Origin of the sequence: Rhizobium aureum (assembly GCF_030182495.1) — a bacterium.
Lineage (GTDB): Bacteria > Pseudomonadota > Alphaproteobacteria > Rhizobiales > Rhizobiaceae > Rhizobium > Rhizobium tropici_C.
In genome coordinates this window covers 198,258-216,781 of the sequence record NZ_JAQJCI010000009.1, presented here as the reverse complement: position 1 = coordinate 216,781, position 18,524 = coordinate 198,258, and the positions used below count along the sequence as shown (strand labels likewise).

Below are 18,524 nucleotides of genomic sequence, written 5' to 3'. Positions count from 1 at the left end.
AGCCGCAAACCTCCGGCGATCGCTTCGTTCCTGTCTTTTCAGTGGAAAGAGCGGACCAGGCTGCCGACCAAAAGGTTCCAGCCGTCGATCAGCACGAAGAAGAGAATCTTGAATGGCAGCGAGATCGAGGTCGGCGGCAGCATCATCATGCCCATGGCCATCACGATGGTCGACACGATCAGATCGATGACCAGAAACGGCAGGACCACAAGGAAGCCGATTTCGAAGCCGCGCCGAATCTCCGAGATCATGAAGGCCGGAATCAGGACGCGATAATCGATCTTGTTGTCGACTACGGTCGTCTGGCCGCGCTCCTGCGCCAGGTCGACGAAAAGCTTCAGATCCTTGTCGCGCGTATTGTTCGACATGAAGGTGCGGAACGGCTCGGCGATGCGCTGCACGGCGTCGGCCTCCGAAATCTGATTGGCAAGCAACGGCTGCACGCCATCCTTCCACGCCTGATCGAAGGTCGGCGACATGACATAGAAGGTCATGAACAGGGCGAGACTCAGAAGGATCATGTTCGACGGCGTCGACGATAGGCCCATGCCGGTGCGCAGGATCGAAAACGCGATGATGAAGCGCGGAAAGCTCGTCACCATGATCAGGATGCCCGGCGCGATCGAAAGGATCGTCAGGAGCCCGAACGTGCGGATGATCCAGGCGGCGACAGAGCCGTTGACCGGAGCATTCAGAAGATCGGTGGGAAGCTGTTGCGACAATTGCTGCGCCATCGCCAGTTCAGGCGACAATACAGAAATCACTAATATAGATAGGGCAAGTATTAATCGAATCATTCGATCACGAAAGTTCTGAACATAACTTTCGATACTCGTCCTTCCGAGCGCAGGTCAACACGCTCCTGAATGTCATCCCGAAGATATTGCAGTCCCCGCGCGCCCTCGATCTGCTGCAGGGAAACCGTGCGGATATAGGCAAGAATATCCTGATGGATCGCCTGGGCGAGCTGAGCATCCGCAGGCCCCTTGAAGACCAGGGCGAGTTCCAGTCTTACCCAGCTCTGCGACGGGTAGGCAAGATTGGTGGTGATCGGGTCGAGCGCTACGATACCGTTCGCTTGTGCTGCGGCGGCCGCCTGCTTGCTGTCACCGGCGGCCAGGATCGTCTTCTGTACGGCAGCGGTAGCGGCCTTGATCCTCGGCGCGACGACGGTTCCAAGCACCCAGCCGCCACCGCCGCCAAGAACGGTCAGCAGCAGAAGTCCGACGATCGTCATGATCAGCGGCGATCCCTTGCCCTTTGCCGATTCGTCTGTGGCTGCCATGTCCCTATCCGTCCGTTGTCTGGCAGAGCACGATGCCGAAAAATGTCGGCAATCCTCGGCATCATGCTCTCGCTATTTTATACTGGCGCGGATTCAGATTGCAGGCCGAGTCGACCTGAGATCATCCGGCACCAGCCGATATCGTCAGCCGTCAGAGCGGCGACAGCAGATCCACGGCCTGCTGGCCTCGCGGCGGCTGCTGTATTTCCGTCAAACGACCGCGTCCGCCATAGGAGATGCGGGCCTCGGCGATCTTGTCGTAGGAAATCGTGTTATCCGCGGTGACGTCCTGAGGCCGCACGATGCCGGCAACGTTCAGAATGCGGATTTCCTGGTTCATGCGGACTTCCTGCGAGCCGCTGATCATCAGGTTGCCGTTTTCGAGAATGCCGGTCACGACGGCGGCGACCAGGAGGTTGATCTGCTCGGAGCGCTGCATCTTGCCCTTGGCGTCGGTGCTGGTGTCGGAGCCCGAGGTCGCGTCAGCGTTGGTGGCGGGTCTCCAGCCGAAGATCTTGGCCGAGATATCCCAGTTCATATCGCTCTTGTTCGTGCGGCTGCGATTGGTCTCATTGTCCCAGTTCGCCTTGTCGTTGATCTGGATCGTGACGGTCAGGATGTCGCCGACATTAAGCGCGCGCGCGTCCTTGAAGAGGGCCGCCTGCGAATCATTCCAGAGCGAATAGCCTTGCGCAACCTGATGCGGCCGCTTCGGATATTGCAGCATCTGCGGCGTCTGCGCATATTGCAGGCCGCTGCCGATCGGACTCATGGCAGGCGCCCTGCCGATTTCCCTGAGGGCCTGCGACTGGCAACCGGCTAGAAAGACGACGATTGCGCAGGCGGCCGTAAGACGCGTGTTCATGAGGGGTCCTTCGACTTCGATGTATTCGGGTCGGATGCGCTGGCGATGATATTGGTGATGACGGCCGCCTTCTTCGCATCCATCTCCGCAAGAATCAGGCTCGATTGGCGCGACGAAAGCTTCATGATGATCGCAGCGGCAATCGTGGTCTTGACGTCGTTGAGGCTCGCCGCCGCCGCATCCGGCTTCATGTTCTTATAGATATCGACCAGGCCGAGATCGGCGGTCTTGAGGAAATCGTCGCGGCGTTTCAGCCAGTCCTCGTATTCGGCCTTGCGCTTGTCCATGGTGGCGATGCGCTGGTCGATGTCGGTCCGAAGCTGTTCCAGCTCCTGCTTTTGCAGCAGATAGCGCTGATCGCGGGCCGGATCGGCAATATTGGTGCAGAACTGCCGGATCTCATCCTGGCTGGAAGCGGGATCGGCGGGTTTCGGCGCTTCCTGCGCCGAAGCCACGTCTAGCGGCACCAGCATCATGGCGCCCATTGCGAGACTGCAGGCTACCAGTATTCTTCTGGCGATGACGGTCAGGATCATTGCAGCACGAGCTCCGCTTGCAGGGCGCCGGCCGACTTGATGCCTTGCAGGATGGCGATGATGCCGTCCGGCTTGACGCCGATGTTGTTGAGGCCGGAGACCAGCGTCTTCAGGTCAGGCCCTTCCAGTACTGCGACACGGCCGCCGCTCTTGGTGGCGGTGATATCGGTCTGATCCTGGATGGCGGTCTGTCCGTCGGAGAAAGGTTCCGGCTGGATCACCTGCGGATTCTCGCTCACCTGCACGGTCAGCGTTCCATAGCTGACGGCGACCGGCGAGACGCGGACATCGGCGCCGATGACGATCGTTCCGGTGCGTTCGTTGATGACAACCTTGGCCGGCGTATCGGTCTGGACATTGAGGTTTTCGATATCGGCCATCAGCCGCGTCAGATCCGCCATCTTCGGCTTGGCGACCGTCACCTCCTGCGAATCCTTGGCCTCCGCGATCGGCGCGCCGAAACGCGAGGTCGCCCAGGTATTGACCGTGTCGGCAATACGGATCGAGGTGGAGAAGTCGGGATTGCGCAGCTGCAGGACCAGGTTGACGGAATCCTTGAAGCGAGACGGCAGCTCCCGCTCGATGATCGCGCCGCCGGGCACGCGGCCGGCCGTCGTGACGCCCTCGGTCACCGTTGCGGCGGCGCCTTGCGCCTGGAAGCCGGAGACGATGACCGAGCCCTGCGCGACGGCATAGATCTGCCCGTCCGCACCGCTCAGCGAGGTCATGATCAGCGTGCCGCCACGCAGCGACGACGCGTCACCGAGCGAGCTCACCGTCACATCGATGCGGCTGCCGGGGCTTGCAAAGGGCGGCAGGTTCGCCGTTACCATGACGGCGGCCGTATTCTTCGCGGCGGATTGACCGCCCTGGGTCGAGATGCCGAGGTTCTGCAGCATCGCGCGCATGGATTGCTCGGTAAATGGCGAGGAACGCAGGCCGTCGCCCGTTCCCTGGAGGCCGACGATCAGACCATAGCCGATCAGCTGGTTGTCGCGGCCGGATTGCAGCGACGCGATATCCTTGATGCGCGATTGCATCGCGAGGGCCGGATCGGCCACGATCAGGCTCGGCAATGCGAAGAGGACTGCGAGAAGTTGACGAAGCCGTTTCATTTCGCGACCACGCGGATCGTGCCGTTTTGAAGGACGGTGCCGTTGACGATGATGCCCGAATCCATGTTGCGGGCGCGCACACTGTCGCCGACGGCGCCATCATCCAGCGGCGTGCCTGCCGCCGTGATCGTCATGCTGCCCATGCTCATCACCAGGCGGACATTGGAACCGCGCGTCACAGCATAGGGCTGGCGCAGGGCGGAAACCGAAATCGTGCGGCCGGGAAGAAGCGTCCGCTTCGATACCAATCCCGTTACGTCGCGAAGCCGCTTGGCGTAATCACCGCTCAGATTGGGATTGGTGACCTCGACCTCTTCGAGCTGACCGCTGCTGATGATATCGCCCGGATAGATCGTCTCGGTCGGCACCACGGCGGTACCGAGCGCGGAACCATCGGCGCTGACAGCCCGGGCGGGCATGGCCGAAGCGAATACGACGGAAAGGCTCGCCGCGGCGAACCATGCCATTGCTAAGCTTTTCATCCGGCGAAACCTCATGTTCGGCCCGTCCCTCTTGCTACTTCAGGTTCTTGCTGACGATCTGCGCCATTTCGTCGGCCGTCGTGATGACCTTGGAATTCATCTCATAGGCGCGCTGCGCCGTGATCAGATCGGTGATTTCCTTGACCGGATCGACGTTCGACGATTCCAGATAGTATTGCTTCATGTAGGCAAAGCCGTTCTCGTTCGGATCGGAAACGACCGGATCGCCGGAAGCCGGCGTCTGAACGAAGAGATTGCTTCCCATCGGCTGCAGGCCGGCTTCATTGACGAAATTGGCGATCTGCAGCTGGCCAAGCACGGTCGGCGTCGTCGCGGTGCCGATGATCGCGGAGATCTCGCCGGACTGGCTGATGGTGAGCTTGCTGGCATTGTTCGGGACAGTGATGCCCGGCTCCAGCACATTGCCATCCGGCGTGACGATCTGACCGGTATCGCTCTTGTTGAAGGAGCCGGCGCGGGTGTAGGCGGTCGTGCCGTCGGGCATCTTGATCTGGAACCAGCCACGGCCGACGAGCGCGACGTCGAGATCGTTCTGCGTCTGCGACAGCTCGCCCTGGATCTGGATGTTGCGCACCGCGGTCGTCTGCACGCCGAGACCGATATTGGCGCCTTCCGGCACCACCGCCTGGTTCGGCCTGTTGGCGATCCCCTTGGCACGCTCCGTCTGATAGAGAAGGTCGGAGAACTCGGCGCGCGAGCGCTTGTAACCCGTCGTATTGATATTCGCGATGTTGTTCGCGATTACTTCGAGATTGGTCTGCTGGGCATCCATGCCCGTCGCGGCGATTGCGAGCGCTCTCATGCTTTCGTCCTTGGATCTAGGGCGGAACCTTCGAAGCCATGGAAGGGCTTGTGAAAGACTCTCGCCAAATCAGGTAATTAGAACGGGGAAGCCCGCTCTATATCTGCATCTTCGTGATATCGAGAAAGGCTGAGACGACCTTGTCGCGCAGAGCGATTGCAGTCTGCAGGGTCTGGTCGGCCTGCATGACCTTGTCGACCACCTCGCGGGTGCTCATCGTGCCCTTGATACCGGCAAAGGAGGCGCCTTCCGCTTCCTTCAGCGAATTGATGGAATCCTTCGCAACGTTCGACATGACCGACGCGAAGCTCATTCCGGCATCCGCTCCCATGGCGACGGCCGGCGAGGCATTCATCGCGCTGGAGGCGGCGGAGGTCAGATCCGTGGCGATGCTGCCGAGGCCGCGGGTCGCCGAGATGGAGGCTACATTCTTAATCGTGTCGATCATTGGTTCTTCAGCAGATCAATAGTGGAGGAGATGAGATCACGGGCCTGCCGGACCGTCTGCAGATTGGCTTCGTAGGAGCGATTGGCTTCGCGCATATCGGCCATTTCGACGAGAATATTGACGTTGGGCATCTTGACGTAGCCCTTCTGATCCGCCGCCGGATTGTCGGGATCGTATTCTTCGACGAACTTGCCCGTGTCTTCACCAAGCTTCTTGACACCGACAGTGGTGAGGCCGTTGGCGCGATCCAGTTCGGCGCCGAAGGTCACCGTCTTGCGCCTGTAGGGATCGGCGCCGGGCGTATCGCCCGTCGATCGGGCGTTGGCGATATTTTCGGAGACGATTCGCAGACGAGTCGATTGAGCCTCCAGGCCGGAGCCTGCAATTTTCAATGCGGCTGATAAGGGGTCCATGGCATCTTCACTTCATCTATTGTTTTACGGTCATCAACATCATGCGATGAAAGGAGCCTATGAGCGCGGTGTTCAAGCTGTATTGGCGCTTGATGTCACCGGCCTTGGCAAGCTCGTCTTCCAGGCCGACGGTGTTACCCGATTCCTGGACGCCGATTTCCTGGGCGAGCGGAGCTTCCTCGACGTTGACGTTGCCGCTCGTGCTGAATTCGTTTCCCGAAAGATGCGCCGGATTGGTCCGGACCATGTTGACGTTCTGATTATCCAGAACGGCCTGGAACGGCGTCACGTCCTTGGCGCGATATTTCGGCGTATTGGCATTGGCGATATTGCCGGCAACAACCTCCTGGCGCACCTGAAGCCACTCGGCTTGCCGCGAGGCCAGGTCAAAGAGCTGTATGGGTTGCATGGCCTTCTCTCCGTTCTTACACTAGAAACCTAGCGGGATAATCTTGCGTGGGACTTGCGGGAAATGCGTTCCTGTAAAGGTCTTCGAAATGCCTGAAACTTCGGCGTTTTCGGCTTTTCAATTGTTGCCGTAGACATCGCCCGCCGACGTGACGATGACCCATTTTCCGTCTCGTTGTTCGATCGAAGCCAGCCGGCTGCTGTCGGGCAGAACCGAACCGACCCGCACGACATACATGCCGGTATCGTCCTCGATGAGCGCTCGGCCATTTGCGACGTGCAGCAGGTGGAACGGGGACTTGCCGGGGAGCGGCTGCTGGTCGGCCGGCTCCCCCCGGTCGTCCTCGCGTCCGGCATTGCTGACCGTCGCCGTCGTCAGCGGATCGGGAATAAGATCCTTCGGCGCGCTCGGGTTCTTGTTGGTTATAGCGAGCGGCGAGACGCTGACGATCTCGCGGCTGGGCCAATTCGGCAGATCGCGGGTGCGCTCGCCTTCGGCGACGTGAATGCCGAACTTGTCCGGATTGAGAAAGACGTACCAGGGAAAGAAGGCCGAGGCGCCGGCAAGCGCCAGCCCCGTAAAGGCCAGCGCCCTATCCGCAACGGTTCGCCTTCTCGCCTGCTTCGGCGGGGCGACCGGATCGTCTGCGTCGGATTCCATCACTTCTGGCACCTCTTTCGGCACGAAATTCGGCGATACCCGGCTGGATGCAGGCAAGGAAAAATCGCGCTAAGCTTGCTGATGATCATCACTTGCCCCTGACCGGAACGCCGCTCGAGGCATTCCTGAGAGCGGTGGCAAGATCGGTGAAGGCATCCGCCGATGGCTCTTCGCCCGGGGTCTGTTTCAGGATGTCGTAGATGATCGGCACCTGACGCACCGCGATATCGAGATCGGGGTCGCTGCCCTGGCGATAGCCGCCGATCAGGCGCAGATCGCGCGTTTCCTCGTAGCGATGCACAAGCGCCTTCAGCCGGGACACCAGTTTTTCCTGATCGGATGACCAGGCCTTGCGGGCGAGACGCGATACGGATGCGAGCGGATCGATCGGCGGGTAGCGGCCTTCCTCGGCAAGGCTACGCTGAAGAACGATATGGCCGTCGAGAATGCCGCGGGTGGAATCGGCGATCGGATCGTTGTGATTGTCGCCATCGACCAGGATCGAAATGATGGCTGTGATCGTGCCGGTGCCCTCCGGTCCCGGGCCGGCGCGCTCGAGAAGGCGCGGCAGCTCGGTGAAGACCGAGGCCGGATAGCCGCGCGCGATCGGCGGCTCGCCGGATGCGGTCGCCACCTCGCGAATGGCATGGGCGAAACGTGTGACGCTATCGACGATCAGCAGCACATTGTCGCCCTGATCGCGGAAATGCTCGGCGATGGTGATCGCCGAAAGCGGCGCCATCTTGCGCAGCATCGGGCTTTCATCGCTCGTCGCGACGACCGCCACCGATTTCTGCATATGCGAACCCAGCGTATCCTCGATGAATTCGCGTACCTCGCGGCCGCGCTCGCCGACGAGCGCGATCACCACCTTGTCGAAGGCTTCCGCTCTCGCCAGCATCGACAGCAGCGTCGATTTGCCGACGCCGGAGCCGGCAAAGATACCCAGGCGCTGGCCAAGGCAGAGCGGCGAGAAGATATCGATGGCGCGCACGCCGGTCTTGAAGCCGGTTTCGACACGCTTGCGCGTCATGGACGGCGGGGCAGTATTGGAGATCGAGCGCGATTCAAGACCCGCCGTCAGCGGCCCGAGCCCGTCGATCGGCTCGCCCAGCGAATTGATCGTGCGGCCGCACCAGCTATTGTCGGGCGCGATGCGGAAGGCACCCTTGCGGATGATGGTATCCTGGATACCGATCGGCTCGCCCGGCTCGATCGGACAGACATAGGTGAGCTCCGGCTCCACACGGACGACTTCGCCGAGATGGATGCCGGTCTGGGAACGGTGCGCGACGAAATCGCCGAGACGCACCTGCCTGGAGAGGCCCGCGACGGTATAGTGCCCGGCAGCGATGGTGCGCACATGGCCGCCATGGGCCACGGCATTCTCCGCCATCGCATATTGGCCCGCCAGAGCGGCCATATGCGAAAGCTTCGGCGACATCGCGCCCTCCGGCAACCGATCCTCGACCATCATCCGCCTCTTTACTGGCTGCCGCCGAGGGTCTTGATGGCGTCGGTAAGCGTGCCTTCACTGCTGCTGGTAAGCGTGCTGATATTGTCGAAGGCGCGGCTGACCTCGATCAGGTTGGTCATTTCCCGCATGCCGTTGACGTTGGAGTTTTCCAGATAACCCTGAGCGATGCCGATATTCGAACGATCGATAACAGGCTGAGGCGTATCGGTCGGCAGGATGCCGCTGTTTTCGTAGCGCAGGAAGCCCTTGCCGACATCGGCGCTGTAGAGGCCGATCTGACCCATGGTCCGGCCATTCTGTGTGATCACGCCGTTCGATGCAACGGCCGGAGCGCCCCCCGCCGGATCGAGCTGGATCGGGGCGCCGCCGGGATCCAGCACGGGGAAGCCGCGCGTGGAGACCAGCGCACCGCTGTCGGTCATGGTGAAACGGCCGTCGCGCGTGATTACCAGGCCCGCCGGCGTGTTGAGGCCGAAATAGGCATCGCCCTTGACCGAAAAATCGAAGAGATTGCCGGTATTCTGAAGTTCGCCATTGTCGGTGGAGAGATAATCATTGCCTTGCGAGACGAAGGCGACCTTGGCGTTGAGCTTGTTTTGGGTATTGCTGAGGACCTGATCGAACTTGACCTCGGTGCCACGAAAGCCCGTCGTGTTCACGTTGGCCAAATTATCGGCGATCGTGGTCAAGCGCCGCTCGAGCGCCATCTGGGACGATAGCGCGACATAGATACCAGACTGCATTTTCAACGCCCTCCGGACATTGGAGAATAACGGGAAAGGAAACGCCACCGGCGCTCCTACATTTCGTTAGCGGGGCATGGATGCCCTTACCCATCATCCTGCAGGGCTTGGCTTGTGCGAAGCTGACAAGGCAAAAAGCGCGTCAACGGTCCCATCGAACAGCCTCACGCAAGGCAGCTCCCCTAGTTCATCATATGAAGCAACGTTCAGGTGTGGACCGACGATGAATATTATTATCGGATTTGTAGTGACCTGCGGCTGCATCATAGGCAGCTTCATGGCTATGGGCGGAGACGTAGGAGCGCTGTTCCAGCCCTTCGAATTTGTCATTATCGCAGGCGCCGGCCTCGGCGGCTTCATCATGGCCAATCCGATGAAAGTGGTGAAGGATTCGGGCAGAGCGCTCGGGGAAGCCTTCCGGCATGCGGTTCCGAAGGAGCGCGATTATCTCGACACGCTCGGCGTGCTCTATGCCCTGATGCGCGACCTGCGCACCAAGTCGCGCAACGAGATCGAAGCCCATATCGACAATCCCGATGAATCGACGATCTTCAAGGCCGCGCCGACGGTCCTGAAGAACAAGGACCTGACAGCCTTCATCTGCGACTATGTCCGTCTCATCATCATCGGCAACGCCCGCTCGCACGAGATCGAGGCGCTGATGGATGAAGAACTCGACACCATGATGCACGACAAGATGAAGCCCTATCACTCGATCACGATCATGGGCGATTCCTTTCCGGCGATCGGTATCGTCGCCGCCGTTCTCGGCGTCATCAAGGCGATGAGCCACATCAACGAATCACCCGAAGTGCTCGGCCATCTCATCGGCTCGGCACTGGTCGGCACCTTCCTCGGCATCATCCTGTCCTATTCGGTCTGCGCGCCGCTGGTTTCGCAGATCAAGGTGGTACGCAACAAACAGCATCGCCTCTACGTGATCGTGAAGCAGACGCTGCTCGCCTACATGAACGGATCGGTGCCGCAGGTTGCGCTCGAATATGGCCGCAAGACCATCTCCTCCTACGAACGTCCCTCGATCGATGCCGTCGAGCAGGAGATGATGAACCCCGGCGGCGAAAGCAAGGCAGCCTGACGATCATGAGCCCGCAATCCGCTTCCAAGGCACAGACGATGGACCTCACCCTCTTTGCCAGACTTACCGGCAATCTCGGCGACCAGGCAACGCTTGCCAAGCTCGGCGCAGCCTTCACCCAGGTCTATGCCGAATTCCTGCCCGACATCATCAAGAGCGAGACCGGCCTGGATATCACCATCGCCTATGCCGGCTGCCAGTCCGGCCCGATGAACGACCTGATCGCCGGGCTGGGCGGCAACCATGCCCTCATCAACGGCTCGCTGCGCAATTGGGCGCCGAAATTCGTCCTCGGCTGCGGTGCCGGCTTCATCATGACGCTGATGGAACACATGCTCGGTGCGCGCCCGGAAGACATGGAAGCAGCGGTGGCCCGGCCGCTTTCCGCCATCGAGCTCGACCTTTCCGTCATGGTGTTCGACAAGATCGCCAATGTGCTGCGCTCGGCCGTCAATGCGCCCGGCGGCTTCGAGCCCTATCTCGACCCGCCCTACAATATCGAGGATCGCCCGAAGTCCGCCGGCGACGAGGGGAATGATTTTGCGGCCGCGATCACCATGACGATCTCGCTCGGCAAATCGATGTCCCAGATCGTCATCATCGTGCCGCAACGCGATCTGCTGCGCACTGTCGTGAGCGCTCCGCGCGCCAAGAACCCGACGGCCGCCTCCCAGGCATGGTCGGATCAGCTCGGCGAGCAGGTGCGCCGCTCGCAGGTGACGCTTGAGGCACGCATCCGGCTGCAATCGCTGACGCTCGACACCATTTCCAAGCTCGCGGTCGGCGATGTCATCCCCTTCATGGATAATACCGGCGACGTCCGGGTCGAAGTCAGCGCCAACAGCAAAGACCTTTACATCTGCGAATTCGGCCGTTCTGGCGAAAATTATACGGTGCGTGTCAAGGATAACGTCAATTCCGACGACGAGCTTCTTCGACACCTGATGAATTGACTAGCTGAAGGTGGTCGGTCGCCCACCCACGGCAGCTTGAGGCAAGTTTCAACTGGAATAGTGATTTCATGGCTACGAAGAAGACAAAGCAAAGCAGCGAGGAATCGCTGGACATTTCAAGCAGCGACGCCGCCCTGGACGAGGCCATCGACGGTCTGCGCGGCGTTCTGAAGAAGGATAGCGACGGCGATCTGCCTGACTTCGGCGCCGATACGTTCGGGGCGGAAACAAGCACCGACCTTTCTACCTTCGGCGATTTCGGCGACGACAATTCCGAGCCCGCCTTCGACGGTGGTGACTTCGCGGACGTTTCCGCGGCGCCTGCTGCTCCCGGCAGCGCACTGGCCGCCAATATGGACCTGATCATGGACATCCCGATCGACGTCCAGATCGTTCTCGGCAGCAGCCGCATGCCCGTATCCGGCCTGATGAGCCTGGCCGAGGGCGCCATCATCGCGCTCGACAAGAAGATCGGCGAGCCGGTCGAGATTACCGTGAACGGCCGCAAAATCGGCCGGGGCGAGATTACCGTTCTGGACCATGACGACACCAGATTCGGCATCAAGCTCACTGAAATTTATAACGCGAAGAAAAGCTGAACCCGGCTCAGGATGAGCCCACTCCCCCTGCGGGATGGAGACGAAGACCATGATGGACTTTGACGATTTCAGCGGCGCAATTGCCGAGAAACCGTTGACTCAGACTGAAAAAGCAGCGGCCGTGCTTCTCGCTATGGGAAAGCAGGTGGCAGGACGGTTGTTGAAATACTTCACGCAGAACGAGCTGCAGATGATCATCGCCTCGGCGCAATCACTGCGGCTCATTCCGCCGGACGAACTGGCGCAGCTCGTGGCGGAATTCGAAGACCTCTTCACCGAGGGCGCCGGCCTCATGGATAACGCCAAGGCCATCGAAAGCATTCTCGAAGAGGGTCTGACGCCGGATGAGGTCGATAGCCTGCTTGGCCGCCGCACCGCGTTCCAGGCCTACGAGACGTCCATCTGGGATCGTCTGGGCGAAGCCGATCCGGTCTTCGTCGCCAAGTTCTTCCTGCGGGAACATCCGCAGACCATCGCCTACGTACTGTCCATGATGCCTTCGGCCTTCGGCGCGAAGATCCTGCTGCAGCTTCCCGAAGCCCAGCGTGCAGACGTCATGAACCGCACCGTCAATATCAAGGACGTCAGTCCCAAGGCGGCCCAGATCATTGACAACCGCGTGCTCGCGCTGATGGCCGAGATCGATGCCGAACGCAACACTTCCGGCTCCACGAAGGTCGCCGACCTGATGAACGAGCTCGACAAGCCGCAGGTCGATACCCTGCTGAGCTCGCTGGAATCGATCAACAAGGAATCGGTCGAGAAGGTCCGTCCGAAGATCTTCCTCTTCGACGATCTCACGCGTATGCCGCAGCCGAGCCGCGTGCTGCTGCTCAACGACATCGCCTCCGACATCCTGACGATGGCGCTGCGGGGATCCGGCAACGAGATTCGCGAGATCGTCCTGTCCTCGATCAGCCCGCGTCAGCGCCGCATGATCGAATCAGACCTGCAGATGGGCAATACGGGCATCAATCCGCGAGAAATCGCCATCGCCCGGCGCGCTATCGCCCAGGAAGCCATCCGGCTTGCCAATTCCGGCCAGATCGAGCTCAAGCCCCGAGAAAATACGCCTGTGGAAGAAGCGGCGTAAACGCGGCGCGGCCAGCGAAAACGTCATAGACTGACAAGCTATGGGCCGCGCATGAAGCGCGGCCTCTTTCCGTTGCGCAAAGGGCGGCTGCTTTGGCTGACGAAGACAAGGACAGTAAAACAGAACGACCGACGGAGAAAAAACTCCGCGATACCATCGAGAAGGGCAATGTGCCCCACTCCAGGGAGGCCACGCTCTTTGCCTCCATGCTGGCAACGGTCATCTACGTCACCTTCTTCCTGCCGACGCGCATGGGCCGCGTGGGCGAGATATTGCGGGATCTCTTCGAAAAGCCGGATCAATGGCGGCTCGATACGGGTCCCGATGCGATCTCGCTATTCATCCGCATAGGCTGGGAAGCCGGAAACATGGTGTTGCCGGCCGTGGTGCTTTTCTTCGTCTTCGGCATCGGCGCCTCGATATTCCAGAATCTGCCAACCCCTGTCCTGGAGCGAATCCGGCCGCAGTTTTCGCGCATATCGCCCACGTCGGGTTTCAAGCGTATCTTCAGCACGACCGGCCTGGTTGAATTCGGCAAATCGCTCGCAAAGATCGTGCTCGTCAGCATCGTCATGTTTTTCGTGCTGCGCGGCCAGTTCTTCCACGCGATCGATTCGATGGTTTCCGATCCGCAGACCATCTTCGTGCGCCTGTCGACGGTGGTTCAGCGAATCCTCGTCATCGTGTTGATGGCAACCGCGATCGTCGGCATCGCCGACCTGCTCTGGAGCCGCTATCACTGGTTCGACCAGCTGAAAATGACCAAGCAGGAGGTCAAGGACGAACACAAGCAGTCCCAGGGCGACCCCATCGTCAAGTCGCGCCAGCGCTCGGTCGCACGCGACCGGGCCCGCCGGCGCATGATGAAGCAGGTGCCCCGCGCCACTCTTGTCATCGCCAACCCGACTCACTTCGCCGTTGCGCTGCGCTATGTGCAAGCGGAAAACGATGCGCCTGTCGTCGTCGCCAAGGGCCAGGACCTGATCGCCTTGAAGATCAGGGAGATAGCCGAGGCAAACAATATTCCCGTTTTCGAAGATCCGCCGCTCGCGCGCTCCATGTTTGCGCAAGTCTCGGTTGATAGCGTCATACCGTCAGTATTTTACAAGGCTGTCGCCGAGCTCATCCATCGGGTCTACGCCGCGCAGCCGAATAGAAAACGGGTACGATAAACCGAATGAAAAAATGCCCCTACTCTGCCCAACGCGAACAAATACTAGCCGAAGCCATCAGCCCCGTCGCCAGCGAGCTGCGCCTCCTCGATGCAGCCGACCTGATTTCCCTGCTGCGCTTCGAACGATACGGCAATCTTGGTGACCTCGTGGCCTCGGCCGCCGAACTCTATTTCCTTCCAGGCATTGTCAATTTCGGTCTTGGCGGGGATTACAAGCTCGATTGGGGCGGGCCGGCGGAGGTCACGCTCGACCTGGAAATCAAGCCGCAGGGCGTCACCATCTATGCCAAGCTGGCGCTGACGGAACACCTTGCCGGCATCGAGATCAATCATATCGCCTTCGACAAGGCATCGTCCGACCCGGACGAAAACACGGCGCTGCTCGCACGCAGCCTCAGAGACGCTCGCTACGTCATTCGCGGCGAAGCCGCGCACGCAGTCTGAAAAGATTCATCATTTCGAAATCTGCAAAGGTGATTCGCTGGAGCCGGATGATTTTAGGTCGTTTCGACCTAAAATCTGAATCCGCTCTGGAATCAAAGAAGCAGAGCATGATGTCGTCCGAAAACCGCTCACATTTCTCGGCATCATGCCTAAGGCGCCGCTGTCTCAGCTTATGTAGCCGAAGCGGATCGCCTTCGCGATCGCCTGGATACGGTTGACGCTGTCGAGCTTGATGGTCGCCGATCCGAGATAGGCGTTGACGGTGTGGACCGACAATCCCAGTTTCTCGGCAATCTCCTCGCTGATGCGCCCGTCGCCGGCAAGCTGCAGGCAGGCAATCTCACGCTCGCTCAACGCCTCGGCGGCCTGCGAGCGCCGTTCATCCAGCGACAGGAGCTCCATCATGATCTGGCAGCTGCGGCCATGCAGCTCGACGATCATCTCGCTCGCGAGATCCATGAACTTGGCCGTAAAGACGATATAGCCGTTGCCGACCGCGCCGAGCCGCACCGGAAACGCCACGCCGGCGAAGGGCAGAAGATGCGGCTTCAGGCGCTGCGTGAAAACGGCAAAGTCCGGCGTTTCAGCCGTGCTGTCGCTATCGCGGCCATTCCACATCAGCGGAAGCAGGGATTTGTCGATATGCTCGATCATTGCTTCGCCATAGGCTTCCACGAAGGATTTGCCGACGACGGAATTGGCCGAGCCCCAATTGTCGAGTTCGCAGACCAGCCGCTGCTTGTGCGGCAGGCCCGAGCCATGAAGGCGATAGACGGCGAAATGCTGCGCATCGATCAGCTTCAGCATCGACACCAGTTTCGGAAAGAGATCGGAGCGGCCGGAAATCCTGCCGGAACGGGTAAGCCGCGATTCGGCGGGCCTATCCGTCATCCTGTCTGGCTGATAGCGCATCCGGTAAGCCCTTAAACGAGATTGTTTCGCACCGCGAAGGCTATAGCCTCCGAGCGGGTCTTGGTGGCGGTCTTGCGCATGACGCTGGTGATATAGTTGTTGATGGTATTGCGTGAGATTCCGAGAATCATGGCAATCTCGTCGCTCGTCTTGCCCTCGGCGATCCAGAACAGGCATTCCAGCTCACGCTCGGTCAGGTCGAAATCGCGCTCCAGCTTGCCTTCGACGCATCGGGTTGAGCTCGCGAGATAGCCGGACAGCAGGCCGACGTCGCGCAGCCGCTCCGATGAAAGCATCATCGATTCACCTGCCAGCAGCAGCAGCGAGAAACGCGTGCGCCCGACATTGAAGCTCAGGACATGATATTGCCGACCAATTCCGTCAGGCAGGGTGACATCATCAGGCAAGAGAGCCACGCTCGGCTGAAACAGCGACATGCATTTTTCCAGCTCGCCGATGCGGCCATAACTGCCGGTCAGTTCCACCGCCAGGCGTCTGACGAGATCGAAGGGCCAATCAGAGGAAATGACGAAATCGAGACCACTTTCCTGGATAAGATCGGAGCGTACGAGGAGATAATGGGAAGCGCCGGCGTAGCTGGTCAATGCCTGCAGGCCGGCTTGCAGATAGCCCTGGCCCGAAACGGCATTCAGCTGCAGAATGAGCTGCTCGCGCGACATGGAACCGGCAGGCACGACTGATCGCGCATCCCTATCGCTTCTGCTCACCTGCGATATCTGCATGTCCATACTTGCATTTCCTGCCGCTGTTGGGCGATGGCCGTCAACGAGAGCATTGTTTCGCCAGAACCCGGCACATCGCCCCAGGAAATCGATGGATTTTCCGCAAGGCATCAAAACTGGGTCTTCTCTACCGCGACACAAACACATCCCGGCGGAAGCGGGTAGATGAGCGTACCCATCCTTGAATTCCACGTCGGCAATCGTGCCGGCCTATACCGTCGCCACCACGATCTACGAACCATGAACTGATTTTCCGCGCTCCGGAATCTGCAGACGCTTTAAACATGCGAAACGCGGAAACGAGGACCGATTGGCTCCGAATACACGGCTATTACGCAAAAGGCATACTATTTGTATGTCGATTCTTTTTACCCAGCAACCGGATATCCCGGGAAATTCCAGCTTACGAGAACGTCAATTTACTTGGCAGCGGCTAATTGATCACAGTTGAAATGACAAATATCGGCAAGCTTGACGTGCCAGCCTTCCCGTAACGAAAAAGGACCGGGAGCGTATCCCGGTCCTTTGCTTAGGCCGCCTGGTCGACAGCCCATTTTCTGAGGATCTTTGCGGCACGCTCCTCGCTGATTTCCACCATGCGGGACAGGCGGCGTTCCGGCCCTTCCTTGACGCGGCGGTTGAAGGTGCCGCCATCGTCGCCCATCGTCAGCAGATCGTCGGTGCTGTCGAAGCCGAAGTCCGAGCCGAAGCCGTCCATCAGCGCGGCACCAGGACCGCCCACGGCAGGTGCGAAGTCCGGCAGCTCCAGCCCGGCCGCTTCCGGAAGTGCCGTGCTGTTTGCGGAGCCGCCGAGCGAGCGGATCAGCGGACGGAAGCCCATCCAGACGATCAGAAAGGCGACGGCGACAAAGGCCAGCGAATTGATGATGCCGGCCATGTTGCGGCTCAGCATGTCCGTGATGCTGAAGCTGGAGGACGCCTCCTCAAGCAGCTGGTTGTCGAGGAAATCCATCGCATTGACGGTGATGATGTCGCCGCGCTTCGTATCGACGCCAGCGGCCGTCGCGACGATCTTCTGCATCTCGGCGATATAGGCATCGATCTTGGCCTGATCCGCGCCTTCGCCGACCATCTGCGCGATGCGGCCCTTGTTGACCACCACTGCGACGGACAGCTTTTCGATCTTGTAGCTGTTACGCGTCGTGGCCGTGGTCTTGCTGTTGATCTCGTAATTGGTCTGCTCTTCGCGCTTGTCCGACTGATCGTTCGACGTCGGCGTGTTGCCGCCGGACTGCGGGGCCGCCTGCGGAATATTCTGTTCCACGGTTGCAGCGCTGTCGGGCTGGCTCTGCTGCGACTTCTGGGCTTCCTTCACCGTGCGGACCGAGCGTTCGACCTTCGAGTCCGGATCGTAGGTGGTTTCCTGCACCTGCTGACTGTCGGTGTTGAGCTGCGCCGTGACGCTCGAGCGGAAGTTGTCCGTGCCCAGGAAGGGTGCGAGCGCCTTGTTGATGTTGGATTCGACTTCGCTCTGTACATTCTGCACGATGCCGAGATTGCGGTTCAGAACGCCATTGCTCGGGTCATCGCCCGATGCGAGCAGCTGACCCGTCGAGTCGAGGATCGTGACGTCGTCGACCTCCAGGCCTGGAACGGCGGAGGCGACAAGGTGACGGATCGCCGATGCGGATTTGCGGGCCGCTTCCGCACTGGCGCGGATCATGACGGATGCCGTCGGCTTCTGATCCGCCTTCCGGAAATTGCCGACGTCCTGCATGACGATATGGACGCGCGCGGCACTGATGCCGGCGATGGAAGTAATTGTGCGGCCGATTTCACCTTCGAGTGCGCGCACGCGGGTGACTTCCTGCATGAAGGAGGTCAGGCCGAGCGAACCGACATTATCGAACAGTTCGTAACCGGCATTGCCGCTATTGGGCAGACCGCGTTCGGCGAGCAGCGCGCGGGCCTTGCCGGTCATGCCGGCCGGAACGGTCAGGCTCGTGCCGTCGGAGCCGACCTGAAAATTGATCTTTGCCTCTGCGAGAGCGATGCTGATCTGGTTGAGATCGGTCGTATCCAGGCCGACATAAAGCGTCTCCTGCGCGGGCTTATTGACGTAAAGGGCGGCAAAAAGGATCAGCAGCATGGAGACAGCACCGACGCCCCCAAGGATCATCAGCCGCGTTCTCCCCAGATTCTGAATATTCCGGAGCAGGGGAACTAATTGATTTAACAGATTCATTCTGTTCTCGCACGATTCGTCAAAGACCTGATGGCTTTGTACCCTGCG

General features: G+C 60.1%; 22 protein-coding genes. 6 read left to right on the top strand and 16 right to left on the bottom strand.

Annotated features, from left to right (window positions below; translation table 11 throughout):
* Positions 1 to 38: 38 nt before the first annotated feature.
* The 13 genes from fliP to flgF all read right to left on the bottom strand — a co-directional run bounded on the left by fliP (position 39) and on the right by flgF (position 9,256).
* Complete coding sequence (fliP, locus tag PH552_RS21345; RefSeq protein WP_112343820.1) at positions 39 to 797, bottom strand: flagellar type III secretion system pore protein FliP; 759 nt, start codon at positions 795 to 797, stop codon at positions 39 to 41.
* A complete protein-coding gene (locus PH552_RS21340; RefSeq protein WP_113249441.1) occupies positions 794 to 1,285 on the bottom strand; it encodes a flagellar basal body-associated FliL family protein in 492 nt (163 codons plus the stop codon). Before PH552_RS21340 ends, fliP begins: the two co-directional genes overlap by 4 nt.
* A 151-nt stretch (positions 1,286 to 1,436) precedes the next feature.
* The gene (gene flgH, locus PH552_RS21335) at positions 1,437 to 2,150 is read right to left on the bottom strand and encodes a flagellar basal body L-ring protein FlgH (RefSeq protein ID WP_112343818.1); all 714 of its coding nucleotides are present in this window, start codon (positions 2,148 to 2,150) and stop codon (positions 1,437 to 1,439) included.
* Complete coding sequence (locus PH552_RS21330) at positions 2,147 to 2,635, bottom strand: MotE family protein (RefSeq protein ID WP_432422018.1); 489 nt, start codon at positions 2,633 to 2,635, stop codon at positions 2,147 to 2,149. The genes flgH and PH552_RS21330 overlap by 4 nt, the downstream gene beginning before the upstream one ends.
* A 47-nt stretch (positions 2,636 to 2,682) precedes the next feature.
* Positions 2,683 to 3,801, bottom strand: coding sequence for a flagellar basal body P-ring protein FlgI (locus PH552_RS21325; RefSeq protein WP_183762704.1), 1,119 nt, complete (start codon positions 3,799 to 3,801; stop codon positions 2,683 to 2,685).
* The gene (gene flgA, locus PH552_RS21320; protein WP_432422014.1) at positions 3,798 to 4,283 is read right to left on the bottom strand and encodes a flagellar basal body P-ring formation chaperone FlgA; all 486 of its coding nucleotides are present in this window, start codon (positions 4,281 to 4,283) and stop codon (positions 3,798 to 3,800) included. Before flgA ends, PH552_RS21325 begins: the two co-directional genes overlap by 4 nt.
* A gap of 34 nt (positions 4,284 to 4,317) precedes the next feature.
* Positions 4,318 to 5,106 (bottom strand): flagellar basal-body rod protein FlgG, encoded by a 789-nt coding sequence (flgG, locus tag PH552_RS21315; protein WP_112343814.1) that lies wholly within the window; start codon positions 5,104 to 5,106, stop codon positions 4,318 to 4,320.
* 97 nt (positions 5,107 to 5,203) lie between these two features.
* Complete coding sequence (gene fliE, locus PH552_RS21310) at positions 5,204 to 5,554, bottom strand: flagellar hook-basal body complex protein FliE (protein ID WP_112343813.1); 351 nt, start codon at positions 5,552 to 5,554, stop codon at positions 5,204 to 5,206.
* Positions 5,551 to 5,967 carry a flagellar basal body rod protein FlgC gene (gene flgC / locus PH552_RS21305; RefSeq protein WP_112343812.1) on the bottom strand — a complete coding sequence of 139 codons (417 nt, stop codon included), beginning with the start codon at positions 5,965 to 5,967 and terminating at the stop codon, positions 5,551 to 5,553. Before flgC ends, fliE begins: the two co-directional genes overlap by 4 nt.
* Before the next feature lie 16 nt (positions 5,968 to 5,983).
* Positions 5,984 to 6,376 carry a flagellar basal body rod protein FlgB gene (flgB, locus tag PH552_RS21300; RefSeq protein WP_112343811.1) on the bottom strand — a complete coding sequence of 131 codons (393 nt, stop codon included), beginning with the start codon at positions 6,374 to 6,376 and terminating at the stop codon, positions 5,984 to 5,986.
* A 117-nt stretch (positions 6,377 to 6,493) separates the two neighbouring features.
* Entirely contained in the window at positions 6,494 to 7,036 is a 543-nt protein-coding gene (locus PH552_RS21295; protein ID WP_210278844.1) for a flagellar protein, read from the bottom strand.
* Between the two features lie 88 nt (positions 7,037 to 7,124).
* Positions 7,125 to 8,510 carry a flagellar protein export ATPase FliI gene (gene fliI, locus PH552_RS21290; RefSeq protein ID WP_112343853.1) on the bottom strand — a complete coding sequence of 462 codons (1,386 nt, stop codon included), beginning with the start codon at positions 8,508 to 8,510 and terminating at the stop codon, positions 7,125 to 7,127.
* Positions 8,511 to 8,521: 11 nt separating this feature from the next.
* Positions 8,522 to 9,256 carry a flagellar basal-body rod protein FlgF gene (gene flgF / locus PH552_RS21285; protein ID WP_112343809.1) on the bottom strand — a complete coding sequence of 245 codons (735 nt, stop codon included), beginning with the start codon at positions 9,254 to 9,256 and terminating at the stop codon, positions 8,522 to 8,524.
* Positions 9,257 to 9,479: 223 nt separating this feature from the next.
* Between flgF and motA the strand changes: the two genes are divergently transcribed.
* The 6 genes from motA to PH552_RS21255 all read left to right on the top strand — a co-directional run bounded on the left by motA (position 9,480) and on the right by PH552_RS21255 (position 14,615).
* The gene (gene motA, locus PH552_RS21280; protein WP_112343808.1) at positions 9,480 to 10,352 is read left to right on the top strand and encodes a flagellar motor stator protein MotA; all 873 of its coding nucleotides are present in this window, start codon (positions 9,480 to 9,482) and stop codon (positions 10,350 to 10,352) included.
* A gap of 5 nt (positions 10,353 to 10,357) precedes the next feature.
* Complete coding sequence (locus tag PH552_RS21275; RefSeq protein ID WP_246698530.1) at positions 10,358 to 11,305, top strand: FliM/FliN family flagellar motor switch protein; 948 nt, start codon at positions 10,358 to 10,360, stop codon at positions 11,303 to 11,305.
* A gap of 68 nt (positions 11,306 to 11,373) precedes the next feature.
* Positions 11,374 to 11,904: a flagellar motor switch protein FliN gene (gene fliN / locus PH552_RS21270; protein ID WP_183762698.1), complete on the top strand. Its 531-nt coding sequence runs from the start codon at positions 11,374 to 11,376 to the stop codon at positions 11,902 to 11,904.
* A 49-nt stretch (positions 11,905 to 11,953) separates the two neighbouring features.
* Positions 11,954 to 12,997: a flagellar motor switch protein FliG gene (gene fliG / locus PH552_RS21265; protein ID WP_112343852.1), complete on the top strand. Its 1,044-nt coding sequence runs from the start codon at positions 11,954 to 11,956 to the stop codon at positions 12,995 to 12,997.
* 92 nt (positions 12,998 to 13,089) lie between these two features.
* Positions 13,090 to 14,169: a flagellar biosynthesis protein FlhB gene (flhB, locus tag PH552_RS21260; RefSeq protein WP_183762695.1), complete on the top strand. Its 1,080-nt coding sequence runs from the start codon at positions 13,090 to 13,092 to the stop codon at positions 14,167 to 14,169.
* 5 nt (positions 14,170 to 14,174) lie between these two features.
* Positions 14,175 to 14,615 carry a hypothetical protein gene (locus PH552_RS21255; protein WP_112343804.1) on the top strand — a complete coding sequence of 147 codons (441 nt, stop codon included), beginning with the start codon at positions 14,175 to 14,177 and terminating at the stop codon, positions 14,613 to 14,615.
* A 165-nt stretch (positions 14,616 to 14,780) separates the two neighbouring features.
* On the opposite strand, the gene visR is transcribed toward PH552_RS21255, so the two are convergent.
* The 3 genes from visR to fliF all read right to left on the bottom strand — a co-directional run bounded on the left by visR (position 14,781) and on the right by fliF (position 18,476).
* Positions 14,781 to 15,527 carry a transcriptional regulator VisR gene (gene visR / locus PH552_RS21250; protein ID WP_112343803.1) on the bottom strand — a complete coding sequence of 249 codons (747 nt, stop codon included), beginning with the start codon at positions 15,525 to 15,527 and terminating at the stop codon, positions 14,781 to 14,783.
* Positions 15,528 to 15,538: 11 nt separating this feature from the next.
* Positions 15,539 to 16,276 carry a transcriptional regulator VisN gene (visN, locus tag PH552_RS21245; RefSeq protein ID WP_112343802.1) on the bottom strand — a complete coding sequence of 246 codons (738 nt, stop codon included), beginning with the start codon at positions 16,274 to 16,276 and terminating at the stop codon, positions 15,539 to 15,541.
* Positions 16,277 to 16,799: 523 nt separating this feature from the next.
* Positions 16,800 to 18,476: a flagellar basal-body MS-ring/collar protein FliF gene (fliF, locus tag PH552_RS21240; protein WP_183762692.1), complete on the bottom strand. Its 1,677-nt coding sequence runs from the start codon at positions 18,474 to 18,476 to the stop codon at positions 16,800 to 16,802.
* Positions 18,477 to 18,524: the final 48 nt, after the last annotated feature.

Bases quoted from the DNA above. Each gene is read 5' to 3' on its own strand.
- fliP (WP_112343820.1), bottom strand. From the start codon at position 797: ATGATTCGATTAATACTTGCCCTATCTATATTAGTGATTTCTGTATTG.
- PH552_RS21340 (WP_113249441.1), bottom strand. From the start codon at position 1,285: ATGGCAGCCACAGACGAATCGGCAAAGGGCAAGGGATCGCCGCTGATC.
- flgH (WP_112343818.1), bottom strand. From the start codon at position 2,150: ATGAACACGCGTCTTACGGCCGCCTGCGCAATCGTCGTCTTTCTAGCC.
- PH552_RS21330 (WP_432422018.1), bottom strand. From the start codon at position 2,635: ATGGGCGCCATGATGCTGGTGCCGCTAGACGTGGCTTCGGCGCAGGAA.
- PH552_RS21325 (WP_183762704.1), bottom strand. From the start codon at position 3,801: ATGAAACGGCTTCGTCAACTTCTCGCAGTCCTCTTCGCATTGCCGAGC.
- flgA (WP_432422014.1), bottom strand. From the start codon at position 4,283: ATGAAAAGCTTAGCAATGGCATGGTTCGCCGCGGCGAGCCTTTCCGTC.
- flgG (WP_112343814.1), bottom strand. From the start codon at position 5,106: ATGAGAGCGCTCGCAATCGCCGCGACGGGCATGGATGCCCAGCAGACC.
- fliE (WP_112343813.1), bottom strand. From the start codon at position 5,554: ATGATCGACACGATTAAGAATGTAGCCTCCATCTCGGCGACCCGCGGC.
- flgC (WP_112343812.1), bottom strand. From the start codon at position 5,967: ATGGACCCCTTATCAGCCGCATTGAAAATTGCAGGCTCCGGCCTGGAG.
- flgB (WP_112343811.1), bottom strand. From the start codon at position 6,376: ATGCAACCCATACAGCTCTTTGACCTGGCCTCGCGGCAAGCCGAGTGG.
- PH552_RS21295 (WP_210278844.1), bottom strand. From the start codon at position 7,036: ATGGAATCCGACGCAGACGATCCGGTCGCCCCGCCGAAGCAGGCGAGA.
- fliI (WP_112343853.1), bottom strand. From the start codon at position 8,510: ATGGTCGAGGATCGGTTGCCGGAGGGCGCGATGTCGCCGAAGCTTTCG.
- flgF (WP_112343809.1), bottom strand. From the start codon at position 9,256: ATGCAGTCTGGTATCTATGTCGCGCTATCGTCCCAGATGGCGCTCGAG.
- motA (WP_112343808.1), top strand. From the start codon at position 9,480: ATGAATATTATTATCGGATTTGTAGTGACCTGCGGCTGCATCATAGGC.
- PH552_RS21275 (WP_246698530.1), top strand. From the start codon at position 10,358: ATGAGCCCGCAATCCGCTTCCAAGGCACAGACGATGGACCTCACCCTC.
- fliN (WP_183762698.1), top strand. From the start codon at position 11,374: ATGGCTACGAAGAAGACAAAGCAAAGCAGCGAGGAATCGCTGGACATT.
- fliG (WP_112343852.1), top strand. From the start codon at position 11,954: ATGATGGACTTTGACGATTTCAGCGGCGCAATTGCCGAGAAACCGTTG.
- PH552_RS21255 (WP_112343804.1), top strand. From the start codon at position 14,175: ATGAAAAAATGCCCCTACTCTGCCCAACGCGAACAAATACTAGCCGAA.
- visR (WP_112343803.1), bottom strand. From the start codon at position 15,527: ATGCGCTATCAGCCAGACAGGATGACGGATAGGCCCGCCGAATCGCGG.
- visN (WP_112343802.1), bottom strand. From the start codon at position 16,276: ATGGACATGCAGATATCGCAGGTGAGCAGAAGCGATAGGGATGCGCGA.
- fliF (WP_183762692.1), bottom strand. From the start codon at position 18,476: ATGAATCTGTTAAATCAATTAGTTCCCCTGCTCCGGAATATTCAGAAT.